Here is a 19,480-nt window from a genome sequence, read left to right as displayed (position 1 = left end):
AATCACAACAACCGATTTCGCACGCTTTGTCGCAAAACTCTTACTGCTTCAAGGCTTAGGTCAGAATCGAAAGAAGACTCAATTAAACTCAATATTCCATTCCCACAAACAACCGAGACATTGTCTAATTCTGTATCGATAATAATTTGGCCCGGAACTGCAAGAACCTTATTCGGAAAATCCATCGATTTTGCTTTCCATCTTCGCAAAACAGAACAGTTTCCACTCTTGAAGTCTTTGTAGGAACAAAACGCTCCGGTTAGCGGTTTAGTTGAAGCACGAATTAGGCGCTCTATTTGATCTGCATTTTGCCGCCAGTCAATGCGACCATCTTCCGGATGCCTTGGAAAACAACGAATAATTGAATCGCCTCCAACGTCGATAGAAAAGCTTTTGGGGTTGTCTCTAGGCGGTGTTTACATTCAGGATTCCCATTTAGCCGAGAATATGATTCAAGACTCTGGCTATATGGAGGTCAGCATGAATGGATCGACAGGAACTAAGTGATGCGCTTTGGGATCGGATGGCTCCACTGTTACCGGGCAAAGCAACAGACCCCGGACGCACGGGGCAGGATAACCGCCTGTTCGTGGAGGCGGTCCTGTGGCTAGCGCGCTCAGGAGCACATTGGCGTGTTCTACCCAAGGAGTTTGGCCGCTGGCACACGGTCTACCAGCGTTTCAATCGCTGGTGTCGCAAAGGGGTTTGGGAGAACCTTTTCAAAGCGTTGAGCGATGACGCCGACTTTGAGTATATCCTCATCGACAGCACCATCGTGCGCGCCCACCAGCACAGCGCAGGTGCCCCAAAAAAAGCGATCAATCCGAAGGTCGGTTTGAAGCTCACGCTCTGGGACGGTCCAAAGGAGGACTGAGTACCAAGGACCATGCCGCTACCGATGCCTTGGGCAATCCAGTACGCTTCATCCTGACGGGAGGCGAGCGTAACGACATCACCCAGACCGAAGGTCTTCTTGAGGGTTTTAAGGCAAATTATGTGCTGGCGGACAAAGGTTATGACGGTCAACGCGCTATGAACGCTATCGCCACGACCGGAGCAAAACCTGTCGTACCCCGTCGAACCACAACAGCACAATGGAGGCCTTTCGACCGAGAACTCTACAAAGAGCGCAACATGATTGAACGTTTCTTCTGCCGTATGAAGGATATGAGGCGGCTGACCATCCGATACGAAAAGTCCGCAGAAAACTTCCTTAATATGGTCCGGATTTTTGCAATCAGATGTTGGGCCAATTGAGTCCAGACCCTAGGTAATGTTGACAAACTGGATTCCCTAAAGATCTGTAATGTGATTCAAGGTAACTTTTACGGAGGTTTCCTTGGCGCGATTGTTGATGGAAGAAGCGGAATGGGCGTTTTTTGAGCCTTTTCTCTTGGCGATACGTGGGCGTGGTGGCCGTCGAGCTTTAGATCATCGCCGCGTTCTGGACGCCATCTTCTGGATTGCGCGAACTGGTTCGCCGTGGCGGGATCTGCCCGAAGAATTCGGCAAATGGTCCAGTGTCTATCGTCAATTCAGAAGGTGGACGTTGGCGGGACTTTGGGAGTTGATGCTTGAAGCGCTTAATGAAAGTGGCTCCATGCCAGATCAGGTTCAAATGATCGATAGCACTGTGATCCGGGCTCATCACTTGGCCGCAGGCGCAAAAGGGGGACTCAAAAAGAAGGTTTTGGCCGCTCAAAAGGTGGCTTTACGACCAAGATCCACCTCATTGCCAACGCTCACGGACTGCCTGTCAGGGCGGAAATAACCGGCGGAGAAGTTTCTGATTTCAAGGGCTTCGATATTCTAGTGGATACTGACCTGCCGAAAGCCAAGGTTTTTCTGGCTGATAGAGGCTATGACAGCGACCATATTCGTAACGTGATCGATCTGCGGGGCGGCATCCCTGTTATTCCAGGTAAAACCAATCGAAAAGTGCCAATCGAGGTCGATGCTATAACCTATGCTTTGCGAAATCGCGTTGAGCGTTGCTTCAATAAGCTCAAATGCTCACGACGCTTGGCAACCCGGTACGATAAAACCGCAGAAAGCTATCTCGGCTTCATTCACATAAGTTCGGTTCGCTTGTGGCTCAGAAGTTTGTCAACATGACCTAGATCAATATCTTCTCTGATACAAGTGTCTCTCCGCAAAGTTCATTTATGACGATATTGAAGCCATTTATTGGAATGTAGGATAGACTGCTGTAAGGATCAGCAAGGCTTTACAGAGGCGAACCTTCCCATGTTTTCCAAAAGCAACAAATATCGGTTTATTTTGCGCTGTGATGCTGGTCGTGACCATGGTTATGGTCACCTTGCACGCTGCAAGGCCATCTATTCAGCATTAATAGTGGAAGGTCATGATTGCCATATACTCCTCAATCCAGAAGGGGCTGAAACAGCTCTGGCCAGCGATTTACCCGCAGAGAAGATGCATACAAATACTCTTAAGTTCGAAAATATCTGCCGAACAAACTTCGATGCAGTGATTATTGATCACTACACTCTCGATAGCCCGTCTCTTCCGAATGCTACACTAATCCGCCTGAATGACATTCCGGCCAATGCACCTGTTTGTGATATTCTGATCGATACCAATTTCGGGCGTTCTGAACTGGATTATACGCACTGGGCAATCAACAATCGAAAAGTACTTGCTGGCCATCAGTATGCCCTGCTGGACAACCGCTTCCAGCAACTACGAAAACACCTAAGCATACAAGATTTTCTTTCCAGACAACGTCTGTTTATCAATTTTGGTGGAATTGATAGCAAAAACCTGACCCTTGAAACACTCCGGGCATTGGAAATCTGGGCACCGTCAAATATTGGGGTCGACATTGTTGTTGGCAAGCATCATCACGATCTGGAGAATATAGTTTCACATGCTGACAGGTTGAAGAAAGCTGGTTTATCAATCAATCTGGAAATTGACAGCAACAATGTTCCGCACCTATTGGCACAGGCAGGATTTGCTGTCGGTACAGCAGGAAACAGTATGTGGGAGAGATGCAGTCTCTCTGTCCCAGCACTGGTATTTGCCGTCGCAGAGAATCAAAAGGCCATGATCGGCTTTGCTGTTTCAGAAGGTATTGCGAGCAAACAAAACCTCCCCTGTCCGGCATCACAGCTTGCCGACTTATTGCAGACATACTGGGAAGATGCAGAATTACGCTACAAAATGGCCCTGGCCGGGCCAACATTATGTGATGGTAAGGGTGCAAACAGAGTTGTTGACTATCTCGTCAGACAGTTGGCAAGCCACAAATCCGCCGGGCTTCAATAGCCCATGACAAGGAAACTAGCGCTTCACTGACCGAACATACCGGTTCGGCCCTTCCTTCAATCAGCTGCAAAAAGTTTTCCATAACAGCTAGATATTCCTGATTGGCGTCCAGCACTTCTGACCCTTGACTAAGAATTTGGCCCTGTGCGTCATATAAACAATATGACGCTAGAGATGTTTCTACCTCTAGTCGGGCTTTCTCAAACGCGATCACAAAATGGCGACATTTAGGCCGACTTAGATAATCCAGATGGATGTGGCTGCGGCACCCGTTGTCATGCCTGACATCAATCGTAGCCAATTCCTCGGACAGCAGTCCAAGAAAGCCATCTGATCGGGCAGCAGCATTCACAACAGCCCCATCACCCAAGAAATAGCATGCCAGATCAAGTTCATGGATATTATCGAATATGACCCCGCCATGAACTGGATCGGCAGCATAACCCTTACGGTAGTCCTGACCAGGTCGCCAGGCAGGCAAATAACTCCCACAGACGAAGTGGGCCCAAACCGGTTGTCCAAGATCATGTTCGCGGCATGCTAACCAGGCTTCACGCACCATATTTCGCTGACGCAAATTAAACATGGCTACAACAGGAATGCGTTTCTGCTCGGCCAGTACTGATAATTCCCGGGCAGATTTCAATGAGGTCACCAGTGGCTTTTCAACAAGCATGGGAAGGGAATGAGCGATGCCAAAGATCATATCATCGGCATGCGATACACCGGGAGAAGCTATAACCAACCCATTGCAGCCAGACAATGCATCTCGGTCTGAAACATACCCTACAGCACTATTAAATTTCGGGTTCGATAAACCAGGATCATAAACAATGACCTGTTGTCCCAGTTTCTCTAGATTCGCTGTATGTCGGCGGCCGATCGAGCCATAACCTATAACCCCAATGCTCATCAGTGCTCCCGAGAGAAAGGGAAATCCCTTACAATATGGAATGCTTCAGCAAAATCATATCCGCATTGACTACCTCTTAATGCCGCCTGATGTTGAATACCTTCTAGCGAGCGAGGATGAGGCCAATTCCGGATTTCACCTTCGTAACAAGCCATGGCCTGTTTCTTTGCCTCAAGCGCATCAGAATCAACAGGAACAAAAGAATTTGGCAGAAACCTTGGCAAACCAGTCCCCGACCATTCTGTCGAAGACAGTACTTCACAAGCATATAGCGCCACCAGCTTGACGCCCGGCAATGGTCTGAAAGCCGTCAATACCGCGTCATGTGTCACTCGATGATCAATATTCAAGTCACCACAATGCTGCGTGAACACAATGTCAGGCTTAAGTTTCTCAGAAACTTTTTCGATGAAGTGAACAATATCGAGCAAGGCAATACTATCCATCCGGTTGTCGGGAAACTCTCCAAAAACCACGCTCTGGGCCCCAAGACATTTTGCTGCTTTATGGGACGACACCTGCAATTGGCCAATCTCTAGTTTTGCATCAGAGACTGATATATCTACCCTCGACGTTGCCCCGGTTGCAAGAATGCAAATGTGGACTTCATGGCCCAAATTCGCGAGTTTCGACAATGTCGCACCACAACCAAGTACCTCATCGTCAGGGTGACTGAAAATAGCCAAAACCTTCATATCACAGGATACTCCAAGCATTTTTCTTATATAAAAGGCCCCCGGGGCGCATCATATCACGAAGCCGCTTCCCCGTTTTTTTGATACCCTTGTGCCCATCGATGCACAAATACGTTTCCCAAAACACTCTACGCGCAGTTGCTTTTTTGTCCCATTCGCGTTGAATGTCGTCAAAGTCCTTGTACATTATCTCTCGGAAGCTATCCCAACTGCTTTCAGCTTCTTCAAAATCAATCACAAAAACGGCATCACGCAGAAGATCAAGAAACTCTGGCAACTCATGCATGCCGCCATGCGGCCGTAGATAAAAAACCGGTCTCCCCGAGGCCAACGCCCAACCCAACGTGGAGGTAGGCCCCATACAGATTAACGCCCTGACATGCCCTGCCAATTGGTGTACCAATAATCCCCCATCATAGTAATGAACATTAGGTTTATTCTTGGCATAGTCCCGGCCAAGATACCGCTCAGCAAGCCCATCACTTGGGTAATTTTTATAAAGAACTGTGCGCTCTTCCGATGCAAAAACTTCTTCTAGGACCTTTTGTTCAAAATTGAAAAACGCCTGATCACTGGCAAAGCCCAACATATGGCTGCCGCTGATACTACGCTGCCCAACGCTAATATACATATAATCCAGAAGACCTACCCCTTCCAGAACTTGCTGGTGCTTTGCGTGATAACTTATTGGTAATCCTGCAGCAGCAATCTTGGCAATTCCGTAGGGGTTTCTGCTGGCATGTTCTAATGAAGCCCGATCATAAGACAGCAAAATATCACTTCGCACTTCTTCCATAATACCAAGACGGTTTTTGCTGTGCTTTTGGGATAACCCTCTGGAATGCCCGTGCTGAGCACTAATAAATTTAATCCCACGCCGATGACACTCAGCGGTCAAGGCAACCCAATAAGGACTTGCCACGAAGCCTGTCAGAACAAAATCCGGTAATCGAGCGGCTTCATTCAGATAATTGTCCCACCAATGCCTATAAAAGCGATATTCCTGCGCAGCTTTGGTTACCAAGTGTCGGTATTCGGCTTCGACCATCGGCAATGAAACAGACGAAAAATTCGCTCCAAATACAGTGACGAAAGAATCGATGATTTTATCTAGAAATGGCTGTAGATCAGCAATATTTTCAGGTTGGGCAGTCGGTGGCTTCATTGGAAGCTTCAATATTTTTTTGCCCCCACCAACAACAAAATTACTCGCCGTTTCTTTCATCAAATCGTTCTCACGGGCAAGCCAGACCGTGCCGCTTGACAAGTTATCCGGCCAATATCGTAGGAATCGCTTAAAAAGGGAATATAAAACGACATTTGAACGGCTGATTTTCAGCAGCTGTTGTCTGCTTACTGCTGTCGGATGTGAAATCTCTTCGACAATCCCCACATCGACAGAACAAGTTTCGTCTAAAGCCAAGTATTCGGCAATAATAGGTTTAAGAACTTTCCCCCCGCACGTCTGTCCACATAACACGAGGATCGCTTTGTCCGCTAAAACCAGATCTTGTGCAAGGCTAGCCCAAACATATTTCCCGAGTGCCATAAAAGTCTGCAGGACAATTTCGCCAACTAAAAAATGCAGTTCAAATTCGTTCTCAACTAGGGCAAATGTTTGCCTTGTCCATTCGGCATATTTGTCCTCAATGGCTTCCCAAGCAGGTTGGCGTTCCGGTTCTAAGCATGAGATATCACATGCGTCTCTATATTGACGTGCAAGAACCTCTTGGGATGTAACCAACGTAAAGGAATTATCAATATTCAACACCCCCTTAAGAAGGGCGTATTGAAATACCTGTGGGTGATCGCAAAAGACCAGCCTGCCAGTCCCGCTTTCATCCATTTTTTTGCTGGTCTAGTGCGCGCCGAACTCGACTCAATGTTGCTAGACCTTGATCGCAGTTTAATGGCGGCTGGCTTTCCAAATGCAATAGTTGACGCTGTTTAGTCGTCATTTCAGCAACTTTTTCTCTGTCAAACATCTGAGGAAAATCAAAATACGGCTTCATAAACCAAGGGCCGTACATATTAAACACTCCCCAGCGGGAATTTGTAGAAAAAGGCCCAACTGCATGCCAAATGGCAGCATCAAAAAAGGCGACAGAACCCGCTTTCCCGGTCATCAACTTAGTACTGTCTTCTTTCATCGCACCAGTGGAAATCAGTTCATTACTATCCCTACTTGCAGGGCGTTGATAGCGTGAATGCGAGCCCGGCAAAACATGCGTTGCGCCATTTTCAGGCGTAAAGTCATCCAGCATGATCACCGAATAGAAATTCAGTGACGGCTTGAATGCAGTAACTCCATCACCAGCTAGACGAGCGTCAATATGCCACCCGAGGCCAGAGGTCGCTTGTGATTGCTTCATATCTTCATACAAGCGAGGGTTTCGTGCGGAAGGTGAAATCAAGACAACGTCCTGATCTACTAGTTTTTCCATTACAGCCATCACATCCGGCTGGGTAATTAGATCCATCAAATCAAAATCATCTGAAAAATAGTGATACAGGACCTGATAACTATCACTGCCAGCATAACGCCCCGACTGCAGGCGAAGGGCTAGAACCGTTTCCAGTTTTTCCTGATAGTTCTCACATTCAGCTGGTGAAAAAACGTTCGGGACAACGGAAAAACCGTTCTGACGAACTTCTTCGACTACAGAATCAACCTTCATTTACAGACACCTTCGTCAAACTCTCAAACATGGTCCTAACCCGGATTACTCCGCCATCATTCGGACCAACTCTTCTTCTGTCAGCCATTCCATATTGTTGTCACTGGTATAGGAAAAATCTTCGTTGACTGGCTTAGCACTGCTTAGTTCTCCGCGTAATTGCGTCCAAGAAGGCATTGTCGGTTCAATCACAAACCGATCTGCCAATTCCAATGACAGACGAGCATCATCACGAGTGATCATTGCTTCATGCAGCTTTTCACCAGGACGTATCCCAACCACACGCTGTTCCAGCCCCGGCCCCATGGCCGTCGCCAGATCTGTAACCCGCATACTTGGAATTTTAGGGACAAATATCTCTCCCCCACGCATCAGGCCAAAGTTGGAGAGTACAAAATCGACACCTTGTTGCAGGGTGATCCAGAAACGCGTCATGCGCGTGTCTGTAATTGGCAAATGATCGGTACCTTCTGACAACAGTTGCTTGAAAAATGGTACGACACTGCCACGTGAGCCAACGACATTGCCATAGCGAACCGCACAGAACACTGTTCCACCGTGACCTGACAAACTCCCCGCTGCCTGAAAAATCTTGTCCGATGCCAATTTTGAAGCGCCATATAAATTTACCGGGCTACAAGCCTTATCCGTTGACAAAGCAATAACTTTTTTTACTTGGTTGGCAATCGCTGCATTGACGACCTGTTCCGCGCCAATAACATTGGTCTTGATGCACTCGAAGGGATTGTATTCAGCAATAGAAACATGCTTCATGGCCGCAGCGTGAATAACAAAATCTACCCCCCGCATGGCCATATTAAGTCGATCACCATCCCGTACGTCACCGATAAAGAATCGCATACGGTTACGGTATTCTGGAAATTCCGCCGACATATCATACTGTTTGTGCTCATCACGGGAGAAAATAATCAGCCGAGCTACATTTGTCTTCTCCAACAATGTACGCGCAAATTTGTGCCCAAAAGAACCAGTACCGCCAGTGATAAGAACCGAAGCTCCATCAAATTCATCAACATTCCAACTATAATCAGGCATTTAGTATCTTTCTGGAAAATATTGTCTGAAACCGAGCAGCTACAAACTTTTCAATCAGCGCTTTATAAATTTGAAACTTACAAAATGCAAACAGGTTGCTTCTATTTCAAACTTGCATCTCCACGGCCCTGATCAACCTGCATGCCAAAGTAGGCTAGCACAACTTCACTTCTCCCCAACCAATCGGATAGCTGAGTTACGCCTTCAAGCGTCAAGTGTTGGTCATCACTGTACCATGGACGATTGCCGTTTCGGTCGGAAAAGCGGCATATCCCTTCGCTGCAAAACGCATCAATTTTTGGAACAAAAAACCAGTCATTACGTGTCGCTGCACGACCCTCAAGATATTTGTCAGCCTCGGGAGTATCCATATAGAACCATACCGAATCAAAAGGCAGGGTTATTTGGCCATTTCCAATCGTCTGCCCCGTACGGATCATGGCAAAAGCCAACTGGCGCTTCAAGGTCGGCGTCGCCCCAATCATAAGTACAGGCCAATTGTATTTCTTGAAAAGTTGTAAACTGTAGCCCGTTTCATGCCACGCTTGATTGGCAAAACGGGACGCAAGAATAACACCATCCGGAGGAGAACGCTTAGCAACCTTCTCCAGAATCGAACTTAATCCACCAAAGCAACCCTCATATTCGGCCGGGGCACAACCTGAATACATCAGAAAGGCAAAATTATAATGAGGAAATGCTATCTGAAGAGCTTCGAAAACGTTTTTGCCATTGCTGTCGCCAACAAGAAGATACCTCTTCCCAACCTCGCCATTTTCCAGATTCCCAATAACGCAATCTGCAGCCAGTTTCAGACCGCTTCCCTGGCGCTCTATCTTGTCCAGCAGGCAACCCAAACCGGCATGTTTGGCCAGCTTCCAGTCAGTTTCATTTTCCAACGGGAATATACGACCATATGATTCATGATAACGGCTTCTTTCTAAACTGAAAAATGCCATGGTTTCTTGAGCAGAATCCGAAAACCGCCAAGCCCACCCATCGGCTATCCATATTGAAAGGCCTAGTGGTACAGCCAAAGCCGACGGGATCAAAAAACGAGCAGAAATGATTCGTCGGCCAGCCCGAACTGGGGTTTCAACAAATGAAAAGCTAAGCTGGGCAAGTATCAGGCTAACAAGAAACAGGACGGCAATCATAAGTCCGTCAGGCTCGGACTCCGCTAAATTTAGGACTAGAATGTAGAGAGGCCAATGCCACAAGTACAAAGAATAGGATATTTCACCCAGCCACTTGACCACGCGGAAACGCGCCAAATTTAATAGCGGCATCGGTCGGACAATCAATAGGCAGGCTGTTCCGGCAACAGTAAAAACCTTAGCCATCCACAAATTCAGTGGAGACATTGTGAAGGGAACGAACAACCCAATTGCCAATATCACAGCTGACAGTAATCCAAGACAAAAACGATAGTGGAAATTTTCCTGAATTTTCAGCCCATATCCCGCAAACAATCTACAGGCAATTACACCTGCGAGAAACTCCCAGGCACGGGTTGGCATTAGGTAAAAAACAAAATTCGAGTGCGAGGAAAATATCAGCGAAAGAGCAAGGGACAAGGCCGTTACCACTAAAATCAGCACAATTGTTAAACGCTCACGCCAATAAAAAAGCACCAGAGCGAATGGCCAGAAAAGGTAAAACTGCCATTCAACGGACAATGACCAAGTATGCAACAGCGGCTTAAAATCCTTCGAAGCGTCAAAATATCCAGCTTCACGCCAAAAGCCGAAATTCGATACAAACCCAGAGGACAAAACGCCATGTAACCCTGTCCGGGCTAAATCTTCGGGAAACAGGATGAAGGCAGATCCGATAAATGTCACAGTGACAGTAACTGCCAACGCCGGATATAGCCTTAGTAGTCTGGCACGGAAGAAACGGACTACAGAAATCCGTCCATTAGTCATATACCGATCAGCAACCGCCATCATGACAAAGCCCGATAGGACAAAAAAGATGTCTACACCCAAGAATCCTCTTGAAAGGCCGAGAACGCCAAAATGAAACAAAACAACTAAAACAACTGCAAAGGCTCGAAAACCGTTTAAGAATTTATCATAACCGTTTTCAATTCCCCGGCCGTCCACAGTAAGGACATTTATCAATCCGCTTATTCCTTGCCTGTACCAACCAGTCGATTCTCCGAAGCAACAGTGATTCCTATCTGTGGCGGAGCGAATTCGGCCTTTTCGCCATTAGCCAAAGCCAACAGGTGAGCAAACATATTGACCCCAAGGCTCCCGAGAATAGATACGGATCCACTCATACGCGGGTTAATTTCAAGCAACCTCCATTCTCCCTGACCATTTTTCATCAGGTCAATATCGTAAAGCCAGGATAACTTAAACTGCCTGACTATTTCCTTGCCCATAGCGATCAATTCTGGTGCATCAATAACTTCGATCCCATTTTCAAGATTAGGAAACTGGTGCCACTTTCTAGGCACGATACCGATTGCCTCACCTTGCCAAGCCAAGAGATCAAGGTCATGGTGTGGCGGATATAGCCGCTCCATGACTATCATTGGAAAATCTTCCTTCGGCATTACGCCTGATAAATGTAGAAAAGAGGAGTGATTGCAGAATATCTCGCGGCCACCAACACGAGTATCCAATGCGGGACCGTCACGATCAACAACAAAAACCCCACGTCCACCACGAGCACCTGTAGGTTTGACGACAACACTTCCAAAACGTGCCATCATATCATCGACGACATCGCACATGATGTCGCGGTCGTTCACTTCGTGCCATTCGGCAAGCCCTACGCCAGTGTCAGCCAGCGCCTTGTATGTCTGACCTTTATCATTCAATATCTCCAATGTTTCGGTATCCACACAAGCAATGATAGCCCCTTCGTGTTCGAACATTGGTTTGTGGCGGGACAGGACCAATGCCTCTTCATCAGAACCTGGGATAATCAGATCAACACCAAAATTGCGAACGAGTTCAAACATACGCTCAGCATAGTCTGGTTCCGTGCCTCCCGGTACCAATGCAAATTCATCCGCTATCTGTGCCGCCTTGCAAGAAGAAGCATTAACTCCAATTACCCGAGCGCCAGCCTCCTGGCACAAGCGAACATTTTCGCCTCCAAGATTCCCGCCAATACACGTAAGTATCACCGTGATAGTCATTTTTTGTTTCCTATCAAGGCTTCCGTATCTCGCAGAACAACACCATCGAAAGCTTTCACCGGCTTTAGAAGAGCGTTCCCTATCAACTTACTCATTTCTGCAGGCGATGCGCCTCTGTTACCTGGATTTGGTCGCCGGATTCCAATACAGTCTTCGTCCAACAATGTCCCAGCAGGCAGGTCTGTCAGTGCGACAACACACCGCGAATACAAAGCCTTGTTTGGTTCCAACGAAGCGGTTAACGCCAAACTGCCATTCCCTTTAAGAACTGCTATGCGACGGATCTGTTGTACCATTTCTCCAAAAGCAGCCGGTTCCGCAGAAATAGCATGATCAAACCCGGGCCGTTGCTGGTCCAAGGTGAAGTGCTTTTCAACAATTGCCGCCCCTTCCATAACTGAAAGAACGGATGCCAAGCAATCTTGCGTGTGATCCGAATACCCAGCCACACAAGACCATTTTTTAGCCAAATGTCGAATGGCCGACAAATTTACTTCCTCATCGGGACAAGGATAGAGTGAAGTACATTGTAGCAAGGCAAATGGAGAGTAGCTCTCGATTTCGGAAAGCGCTGCATCAATGTCTTCAATGTCTCCCAAACCTGTGGAGAGAATCACAGGCTTCCCTTCTAAGGCCAAACTGCGAATAAAAGGGACATTGGAAAGCAAGCCTGAAGAAACCTTGAAACAATCAGGATTGAGCTTCTTCACCCAATTCAACGTTGGTTCATCAACGATTGTAGTAAGAGGCACCATCCCCAAGTCACGTGCCAGCAAGAACATGGTGGTTGTTTCTTCCCTACTCAACGCAGATTGCTTGAACAACTCATAACTAGGAGAATTTGGTGCATAGGCGTTACTGGCATCAACTGTTTGCAATTTAATCGCATCAGCACCAGCCATACTCGCGGCACGGATCATTTCAGCGCATTTTTCTGCTGAACCTTCATGGTTTATACCGATTTCCGCAATAACGAACACCGGTGCGCTGGGACCAACCGCCCGGCTTCCTATCATAAAATAGTTACACATTTCCCATTCCGCCAGTTCACCAATACGTCATCATCATACTGCCGATATCCAGCATTTTCGAAGATCTTTCTTGAAGCAAGATTGTACTTATCAATCATGGCAAACAAATCATCGTCCGGTATTTTCTCGCGAAGAGCATTGAGCAAAAGCACCCCATATCCATACCCTCGCATTTTGGGAGCGACAACAATACTGACGAACAAAACGCTATCTTCACGCTCCAGCCTCACAAAACCTACTGGATCGGAAACAGCAGCATCTATCCCTAGCCAAAAGTTCAGCGGATTGACCTGCAAGCGTTGATTATACCAAGCCTCATGCTCTTCAGGGGATGGAACAGCCGTATCGCGAAAATATTTCCTTGTAGAGGAGTCTTTTTGCCAAGAGTAAATCAACGCGCTGTCTGCCTGTGTGACAGGACGAATTTTCAGTATCATTAATTTTCTTCTTTCATAGGACCTTCCAAAGCAGCCACTTTTTCTCAACTAGTTGTAAAGCTCAGCGCATGGAGCAAACTCCGAACTGTAAATCGATATCCTACTTTCGTTCGACAACTCAAAGTTTGTGGAATTTTACACCCGGTCTTTATCCTCTTTAGGACAGGTCCTTACATACATCCCAATTGCTGGATATCTCCACAACACTGGATCTTTCGCTATAGTATTGTTCGGTGCGGTTTCAATAGCTTACTCTGCCATTTTCCTATAAATTTGGACCACATTGGCTGCATGACGGGTTGGGGAAAATCGTTTGAATGCCATATCGCTCGCTTTGCCAAGAACACGCTGTCTTTCAGACTTGGGCAAGCCAATAACTTTTCCAATTTCCGCGGCACAGGATGCAGGATTATCGGCCTCGAACAGCCAACCCGTTTCGTCAGGAAAAACAAAGTCAAGATGACCACCTGAAGCCGACGCAATGACAGGAACCTTGCACATCATCGCCTCCGCTGGCGTCCGGCCGAAACCTTCGTTGACACCTGCAGCCAATAAAATGTCAGCCAGAGACAATAGGTCATAAACCGGCTGGCGTCCTACATAAAACACCTGCCGTTTCAACCCCAAATCCTCGACTTCATCCATTAATTTTCTTCGGTTCTCGTCGGAAGCTGGACCAGCAAAGATCAATTTTAAATTCAGAAATCCATTGTCAATTAGGACACGCAGTGCTTGAAGAGCAAGAGATTGTCTTTTTTGGAGAAGAACAGACCCCACCAGCAAGATAACAATATCTCCCGAACGCTCTGGCGACAGAATCCCTCCTTTTCTTTTCTGCGCAAAAGAGCGATCTAAATCGGAAACCTCAGGTGAATCCACAGGTTCATCAATCACGACCGCCTTGTTTTGCAGATAATCTGGTAATGATTGGTGGGCAAACTCACTAACAGCCAGAATTCCTGACGACAATCTGTACAACAAACTGGTTAATCTTGAGCGCGGAAAAAAGGTCCGTTGATGAATAAGCAGACTTCTCCGTGTAAGCCAGACTGGAATAGCCCAGGTAAGCACCATTCTTCCGTCGTTGACATGAACAATATCTATTTCAGGCTGATGACGTATCCACTGCCAGTTTTGCCAAACCGCCTTCAGCCAATGCCTGCCAAAACCCCACCATGAATCATTCGTAGCTTTTATCAAGCTGCACCATTCGGTGTGCAACATTTCATGTTCAATTGCACGTTCTGACAACCATTCGGCCAACACACCATTTTCGTGCAACCCTATACGACAGTTCACCCTTTCACCGTAATCTGTTCTGATCAACTGTATTAGCGATAACGCAGAAACATAGCTGCCTCCGATGGAATCTCCTGTAAAAGGAAACAAAACATGTAAATGCCTCTGACCGTTAGGTCGGGTTCGCTGATTTTCATTCATCAGACCAATTTCCAAAAGGTCCTACCCTCAACCATTTTTCAACAACTTCATTGCACCATTGCCAGCAGAAAATTCATCAAACAACTTATTTGTTGGCCTTAGGTATTGCAATCAAAAGCAGTTTGAGTTCCTGTTACGGGTTTGCAAAGTAGACACTCTCTCTTTCTTATGGGCTGGTTAGCATTATGAATCGATCAAATTTTTGCGCTGTAGGCACCCAAAAATCAGCTACTACATGGCTGTTTGAAGTCCTGAATGAACATCCAGAGGTCTTTGTCCCCGCGCGAAAAGAGTTGCACTTTCATTGTCCCGATGAAAAATGCCGACACTCAACACGCAGCAAAGGCGACGAATGGTATGATGCACAATTTGATGAAGCGCCAGCTACCGCGCAGGCGATTGGAGAAATGACTACAAACTATATGTATTTCCCGGAAAGTGCTGAATGGTTGCACAAACAGAATCCGAAGTTGAAGATCATTATATTGCTTCGCCACCCTGTGGAAAGGGCCTACTCCGCATACTGGATGTGGAAAAGACATACCCCAGAGTTAGCCCCGTTTGATGAAATTGCACAACGTGACAGTTCAACAATGATCCAGCGTGGGTACTATGTCGATCAAATTGAGAGATACAAAACGTTATTCGGGAGAGAAAATATTGGTATCTGGTTTCAGGAAGACATCAAATCAGATCCCGTAAAGATTTTGAGGGAAATATTTTCGTTTCTGAATATCGATGCCGATTTCACACCTTCTGTTTTACACCAAAAGGTTGGTGAAACAAAGAAATTACCTGGATTTAGCGGGTTTGTTTTTTACAAGCTCCTGTCGCCTGTTATCAATGCACGCATTATTCGCGACATCTGGCGCTTTGCGCGCAGAAAAACAAATATTAAACAATATGTTAACACCCTTCTCGGGCAAAAGGTTACCGCGGAGAACTACCCATCGCTAGAACAGGAATCTCGCAAACGGTGGATTGAACATTATCGCCCTTGGAATGAGCGCCTGTTCAAAGCATTAGGCCGGCGCATGGATAGTTGGTACTCCTGAGCTCACATCTCCCTAAAGCGTTTTGTCTTTTATAGGAATCAGAGAGGGTATTCCCCTTTTTGATTTTATGTGATTCACTTCCAGTAGGAGGTGTTTGATGGGCAAACCTTATTCAGTGGATCTTCGCGAACGGATTGTAAGCTACGTGAAACAGGGGCATTCGGCACGGGCGGCGGCGGTTGTCTTTGGGGTGTCCCCGAGCACAGCGGTGCGTTTTGCTGCTGCTTCTCGAGATGGCGGCAAGATCGGGCCAAAACCACAAGGTCGTATGCCTGGTACAGTCGGAAAACTGGCTGCACATATGGCGTTTATGATAGGGCGGCTTCAGAGCGAACCAGATATCACCTTGCAAGAGTTGGCAGATGCGTTGCGAGAGGATAAAGGCGTTTCTGTACACCTCTCCTCGATCCATCGTGCCCTCAAACGAGCCAACTATTCATATAAAAAAAGGCCTGATCGCCATTGAGCGCGAACGTGCCGATATTGTCAGAGACAGGCGATTGTGGATTAACGGACGCCAACCTCGCATGCGACATGAACCGCACCGACTGGTGTTCATTGACGAAACCTCGGTCAAAACCAATCTGACACGGTTGCGCGGCAGATCCCCCGTCGGCGAGAGGCTCTATGGCCCGGCTCCCTTCGGTAAATGGCGGACGCAAACGTTTATCGCAGGCTTGACCAGCGATGCTTTAATTGCGCCCTGGATCATAGAAGGTGCGATGAATGGTCCAGCATTTGATACCTACATTGAAACTCAACTTGCTCCCTTGCTCGAACCGCGAACCATCGTTGTTCTCGATAATCTCAGTACTCATAAAAGCCCGCGTGCCGCTGCAACCCTTAAAGCTCAAGGCTGTTGGTTTCTTTTCCTTCCGCCTTATAGTCCCGACCTCAATCCTATTGAACTGGCCTTCTCAAAGCTGAAATCTCATCTCCGGCGGATAGGCGCCAGAACCTACGGAGACCTCATCTCTGCAATCGGAAATATCTGTGACCTCTATCAACAGATTGAATGCTGGAACTTCTTCAGGGCTGCCGGATATGTGCCATATTAAAAGCAAAACGCTTTAGTGCAACAAAGCTCGAACGACATATTTGGAATCATGTCAACGCTTCCCACCGAGCAGCAATATCTGGCAGTGCAAGACGGCGGATATCTTGGCGAGCTTGGTCCCCTAATACCCTCTGCTGATCAGGCTGCTCAAGAAGCGTCTTTAAAGCCTTAGACAACGACTTGTCATCATCAACCGGCACTAATTGACCGTTCTCGCCATGTTCAATCAACTCCGCAGGCCCAGAAGGACAATCGCTACTGATTACAGCGCATCCCGCTGCCATTGCTTCAACCAACGCATTTGGAAATCCTTCAAACCGGGACGATATGACAAAAATACCCGTATACCCCAGTTCTTTGGCAATGTCGGTTGTAATCCCCGGCAGGCTAACAATAGCTCCCAACCCCAAGGCACTGATCTGCTCTTCAAGTGCCGCACGCTGGCTGCCTTCGCCATAAATAACCAACTGGCATGCATCCCGTAGTTGAGGCGGCAAGGAGGCAAGGGCTGCTAAAGTCACGTCATGCCCCTTCTGCCGCTCAAGGCGACCAATCGACAGAATGCGTTTCGGATTCCGATTCGGATCCTCATAAACAAAGCTATCAAGATCGACCGGGTTAGCAATGACAGCAACACGGGCAGCGAGCCAGGGGCCAAAATAGAGTGCCGCCTTGTCCGTCTGCACCACCAGCTTTGCCGCCAGCGGATATAACAATCTACGCAACACGCGCCAAATAAAGGGTAGTTCATCCCATTCCGGGTCAATCCGCTCGGAGACAACTGGCTTGTTCGGAGTGAACATACAAGCCAGCAGCACTAAGATATTCACATAGGTCATCATTCCTATGATCAGATCAGGTTCTTGCTGGCGCAAAAATTGTCTTATGCCCTTTATTCGAGCTAGATTTCGGCCCATAAAGCCCTGTTTACTGCCAGGAAGCGATACTAAAGTGACCCCCGGGTCAGGTTTGTAGAATCGTCCCTTCTCAGAGCCCGCAAACAGTAAAAGGGATACCTTTTTGCCCTGCCCCGCCCAATAATTAGCCAGCAATGCCGTTACCCTCTCGGCCCCGCCAGCAGCAAGATCGGGAATCACTATGGCAATATGCTGTGGCATTATAAAACCTGATCCGATGCAAATAAAACGAATAGCCAAGATATACCCGCAGCTTTCGAGCCTGACAAACAGCAAATTTACGCTGGCGACAAGTCCTTTTGCAGCCTATAATGATCTTGCTCATTTTGCTCTGTCGTGCTCGGATACTGTATGCGCCGAATCTTGCTGATCACTCCACTAGCAGGTCCTGCTAACTCTTCCGCGCTGCAATTTCCTTTTCTGGCATGGAAAACGGAAATTCGTGCTCGCGGGCTCAATGTGCAGTTGCAGTTAAAACCCTGCAAGCCTGAAGACTTACCCGACACACAGGTAATAGCTCTGGATTCGCGCAGCTTTTCCGCTAGTTATGGCTTTGATCTGCCTGCCAACCAGTTGTATTGGTTGCGTGTCCTGCGCAAAAAGTGTGATCAACTTATCTGGTTTGATACATCGGACAGCAGCGGTACAGTTAACCCAGATGCATTGGATATCTGCGATATTTATTTGAAACATCAGGCGCTTGTGAACCGAACATTATATGAAGAGCCTTTATATGGCCTACGCCTGCATAGTGACTTCGCCCATCGCCATTATGGCATCACCGATGAACAACCGATAAGAAGTGTCCCACTATCCCCAGAGCAAGCCACCAAAATCGGAGTTTTCTGGAACAGTTTCGCCCAAAACTTTGGTCCTTGGGCTCGGCATATCAAAAAGCTGCGCCATTATTTGCATGCCGCCATGCTGCATCGCTTTTCAACGTTTGAGCGTTCGGTAGACGCGCCACGCCCACATGATCTGTTTGCTCGCATGAGCAAAAATTACGCCCGCGCCACCATTTCCTGGCAACGGACGGAAACCCTGCGCCGAATCGACGTGCCTTCCAATCAACTCAGCCATAAGGCTTACATGCAGGAAATGGCCGAAAGCCGGGCGGTTCTGTCACCCTTTGGCTGGGGCGAGATCAACTTGCGCGATTATGAAACCTTTATGGCTGGAGCGGCTCTAGTTAAACCGTCCATGAACCATCTAGAAACCTGGCCTAATTTCTGGATCACCGGAGAAAGCTATCTACCGTGGGCTTGGGATTTCAGCGATTTTCAGGATGTTCTGAACCGGGTGCACCACGACAACCAAATGATCCGACAAATCGCCATGACCGGCCAAGAACTGTGGCGACACCATACCTCAGGCCCTGACGCAAAAACACTTTTCCTTGACCGCATTGATGCTGTTTTCAAAGGAATCACATGATAGGCATCAACGAACCATTACAAACTAAACGTATCAGTCTGGTAATTGCTGATTTGGGCAAGGGCGGCGCCCAGAAAGTGGCGCTTGATTTATGCGATTATCTGCAAAACACTGCGTGCTGCATGGTGCAAATTGTCACTTTCTCGAGCTCAACCAATGATCAATTGCCGGTCCCCATTGGCGTAAAACGGGTGGCGCTGGATCTTCAAAAAGAAACGATCGGAGGGTTGGCTAAATTACAGGGCTTTGGGAAGAGACTGAAAAAGTTGCGCCGTACCATTATCGATTTTGACAGCGATCTGATAATTGCGTTCACCGG

General features: G+C 47.4%; 18 protein-coding genes and 1 pseudogene (1 of these 19 running past the window's edge). 7 read left to right on the top strand and 12 right to left on the bottom strand.

The window, feature by feature from the left end; all coding sequences use genetic code 11:
* Positions 1-2 precede the first annotated feature (2 nt).
* Entirely contained in the window at positions 3-284 is a 282-nt protein-coding gene (locus AC0VXT_RS00960) for a DNA-3-methyladenine glycosylase (protein WP_475548552.1), read from the bottom strand.
* Between the two features lie 200 nt (positions 285-484).
* On the opposite strand from AC0VXT_RS00960, the pseudogene AC0VXT_RS00955 reads away from it, so the two are divergent.
* The 3 genes and pseudogenes from AC0VXT_RS00955 (at position 485) to pseG (ending at position 3,291) form a co-directional block, all read left to right on the top strand.
* Positions 485-1,257 (top strand): annotated as a pseudogene (locus tag AC0VXT_RS00955) (IS5 family transposase).
* Between the two features lie 97 nt (positions 1,258-1,354).
* Positions 1,355-2,115, top strand: a protein-coding gene (locus AC0VXT_RS00950; protein WP_475548551.1) for an IS5 family transposase whose coding sequence is annotated in 2 segments (ribosomal slippage) — positions 1,355-1,664 and positions 1,664-2,115 — 762 coding nt in all. Because the reading frame shifts where the segments join, the coding sequence is not laid out codon by codon here.
* 132 nt (positions 2,116-2,247) lie between these two features.
* Positions 2,248-3,291: a UDP-2,4-diacetamido-2,4,6-trideoxy-beta-L-altropyranose hydrolase gene (gene pseG, locus AC0VXT_RS00945; protein ID WP_475547134.1), complete on the top strand. Its 1,044-nt coding sequence runs from the start codon at positions 2,248-2,250 to the stop codon at positions 3,289-3,291.
* Here the strand turns inward: pseG and AC0VXT_RS00940 are convergent.
* From AC0VXT_RS00940 to AC0VXT_RS00895, 10 genes are all read right to left on the bottom strand, one after another.
* Positions 3,251-4,204 carry a Gfo/Idh/MocA family protein gene (locus tag AC0VXT_RS00940; RefSeq protein ID WP_475547133.1) on the bottom strand — a complete coding sequence of 318 codons (954 nt, stop codon included), beginning with the start codon at positions 4,202-4,204 and terminating at the stop codon, positions 3,251-3,253. The two genes, pseG and AC0VXT_RS00940, sit on opposite strands and share 41 nt — an antisense overlap.
* Positions 4,204-4,899 (bottom strand): PIG-L deacetylase family protein, encoded by a 696-nt coding sequence (locus AC0VXT_RS00935; protein ID WP_475547132.1) that lies wholly within the window; start codon positions 4,897-4,899, stop codon positions 4,204-4,206. Before AC0VXT_RS00935 ends, AC0VXT_RS00940 begins: the two co-directional genes overlap by 1 nt.
* Before the next feature lies 1 nt (position 4,900).
* Entirely contained in the window at positions 4,901-6,745 is a 1,845-nt protein-coding gene (locus tag AC0VXT_RS00930; protein WP_475547131.1) for a hypothetical protein, read from the bottom strand.
* The gene (locus AC0VXT_RS00925; RefSeq protein WP_475547130.1) at positions 6,738-7,577 is read right to left on the bottom strand and encodes a phytanoyl-CoA dioxygenase family protein; all 840 of its coding nucleotides are present in this window, start codon (positions 7,575-7,577) and stop codon (positions 6,738-6,740) included. Before AC0VXT_RS00925 ends, AC0VXT_RS00930 begins: the two co-directional genes overlap by 8 nt.
* Before the next feature lie 45 nt (positions 7,578-7,622).
* A complete protein-coding gene (pseB, locus tag AC0VXT_RS00920) occupies positions 7,623-8,633 on the bottom strand; it encodes a UDP-N-acetylglucosamine 4,6-dehydratase (inverting) (protein WP_475547129.1) in 1,011 nt (336 codons plus the stop codon).
* 101 nt (positions 8,634-8,734) lie between these two features.
* The gene (locus AC0VXT_RS00915; protein ID WP_475547128.1) at positions 8,735-10,759 is read right to left on the bottom strand and encodes an acyltransferase family protein; all 2,025 of its coding nucleotides are present in this window, start codon (positions 10,757-10,759) and stop codon (positions 8,735-8,737) included.
* 5 nt (positions 10,760-10,764) lie between these two features.
* Positions 10,765-11,790, bottom strand: a complete 1,026-nt coding sequence (locus AC0VXT_RS00910; RefSeq protein ID WP_475547127.1) for an ATP-grasp domain-containing protein — start codon at positions 11,788-11,790, stop codon at positions 10,765-10,767.
* Positions 11,787-12,821: an N-acetylneuraminate synthase family protein gene (locus AC0VXT_RS00905; protein WP_475547126.1), complete on the bottom strand. Its 1,035-nt coding sequence runs from the start codon at positions 12,819-12,821 to the stop codon at positions 11,787-11,789. Before AC0VXT_RS00905 ends, AC0VXT_RS00910 begins: the two co-directional genes overlap by 4 nt.
* Positions 12,803-13,258 carry a GNAT family N-acetyltransferase gene (locus tag AC0VXT_RS00900; RefSeq protein ID WP_475547125.1) on the bottom strand — a complete coding sequence of 152 codons (456 nt, stop codon included), beginning with the start codon at positions 13,256-13,258 and terminating at the stop codon, positions 12,803-12,805. The genes AC0VXT_RS00905 and AC0VXT_RS00900 overlap by 19 nt, the downstream gene beginning before the upstream one ends.
* Before the next feature lie 249 nt (positions 13,259-13,507).
* Positions 13,508-14,698: a glycosyltransferase family 4 protein gene (locus tag AC0VXT_RS00895; protein ID WP_475547124.1), complete on the bottom strand. Its 1,191-nt coding sequence runs from the start codon at positions 14,696-14,698 to the stop codon at positions 13,508-13,510.
* 185 nt (positions 14,699-14,883) lie between these two features.
* On the opposite strand from AC0VXT_RS00895, the gene AC0VXT_RS00890 reads away from it, so the two are divergent.
* Positions 14,884-15,753: a sulfotransferase domain-containing protein gene (locus AC0VXT_RS00890; protein ID WP_475547123.1), complete on the top strand. Its 870-nt coding sequence runs from the start codon at positions 14,884-14,886 to the stop codon at positions 15,751-15,753.
* A 97-nt stretch (positions 15,754-15,850) separates the two neighbouring features.
* Positions 15,851-16,811 (top strand): IS630 family transposase gene (locus tag AC0VXT_RS00885; protein WP_475545441.1). Its coding sequence is split into 2 segments (ribosomal slippage): positions 15,851-16,195 and positions 16,197-16,811, totalling 960 coding nucleotides; the frame shifts between segments, so codons are not numbered across the junction.
* Between the two features lie 46 nt (positions 16,812-16,857).
* Here AC0VXT_RS00885 and AC0VXT_RS00880 read toward each other — a convergent pair.
* Entirely contained in the window at positions 16,858-17,967 is a 1,110-nt protein-coding gene (locus AC0VXT_RS00880; RefSeq protein WP_475547122.1) for a glycosyltransferase family 4 protein, read from the bottom strand.
* Positions 17,968-18,078: 111 nt separating this feature from the next.
* Here AC0VXT_RS00880 and AC0VXT_RS00875 point away from each other — a divergent pair, with 111 nt between their 5' ends.
* Both AC0VXT_RS00875 and AC0VXT_RS00870 read left to right on the top strand, forming a co-directional pair.
* Positions 18,079-19,161, top strand: coding sequence for a hypothetical protein (locus tag AC0VXT_RS00875; protein WP_475547121.1), 1,083 nt, complete (start codon positions 18,079-18,081; stop codon positions 19,159-19,161).
* Positions 19,158-19,480 carry the 5' end (the start) of a glycosyltransferase gene (locus AC0VXT_RS00870; RefSeq protein ID WP_475547120.1) on the top strand. 790 nt of this gene lie beyond the right edge of the window, so 323 of the gene's 1,113 nt are visible here — the first part of the coding sequence; the start codon lies at positions 19,158-19,160; its stop codon lies off the right edge, out of view. Before AC0VXT_RS00875 ends, AC0VXT_RS00870 begins: the two co-directional genes overlap by 4 nt.

This window comes from Thalassospira sp. Z349TD_5, from assembly GCF_056173045.1.
Note: the sequence above shows the minus strand (reverse complement) of the source record. Positions and strands in the feature narration are given on the sequence as shown.

Bases quoted from the DNA above. Each gene is read 5' to 3' on its own strand.
- pseG (WP_475547134.1), top strand. From the start codon at position 2,248: ATGTTTTCCAAAAGCAACAAATATCGGTTTATTTTGCGCTGTGATGCT.
- AC0VXT_RS00940 (WP_475547133.1), bottom strand. From the start codon at position 4,204: ATGAGCATTGGGGTTATAGGTTATGGCTCGATCGGCCGCCGACATACA.
- AC0VXT_RS00935 (WP_475547132.1), bottom strand. From the start codon at position 4,899: ATGAAGGTTTTGGCTATTTTCAGTCACCCTGACGATGAGGTACTTGGT.
- AC0VXT_RS00930 (WP_475547131.1), bottom strand. From the start codon at position 6,745: ATGGATGAAAGCGGGACTGGCAGGCTGGTCTTTTGCGATCACCCACAG.
- AC0VXT_RS00925 (WP_475547130.1), bottom strand. From the start codon at position 7,577: ATGAAGGTTGATTCTGTAGTCGAAGAAGTTCGTCAGAACGGTTTTTCC.
- pseB (WP_475547129.1), bottom strand. From the start codon at position 8,633: ATGCCTGATTATAGTTGGAATGTTGATGAATTTGATGGAGCTTCGGTT.
- AC0VXT_RS00910 (WP_475547127.1), bottom strand. From the start codon at position 11,790: ATGACTATCACGGTGATACTTACGTGTATTGGCGGGAATCTTGGAGGC.
- AC0VXT_RS00905 (WP_475547126.1), bottom strand. From the start codon at position 12,821: ATGTGTAACTATTTTATGATAGGAAGCCGGGCGGTTGGTCCCAGCGCA.
- AC0VXT_RS00900 (WP_475547125.1), bottom strand. From the start codon at position 13,258: ATGATACTGAAAATTCGTCCTGTCACACAGGCAGACAGCGCGTTGATT.
- AC0VXT_RS00895 (WP_475547124.1), bottom strand. From the start codon at position 14,698: ATGAATGAAAATCAGCGAACCCGACCTAACGGTCAGAGGCATTTACAT.
- AC0VXT_RS00890 (WP_475547123.1), top strand. From the start codon at position 14,884: ATGAATCGATCAAATTTTTGCGCTGTAGGCACCCAAAAATCAGCTACT.
- AC0VXT_RS00875 (WP_475547121.1), top strand. From the start codon at position 18,079: ATGCGCCGAATCTTGCTGATCACTCCACTAGCAGGTCCTGCTAACTCT.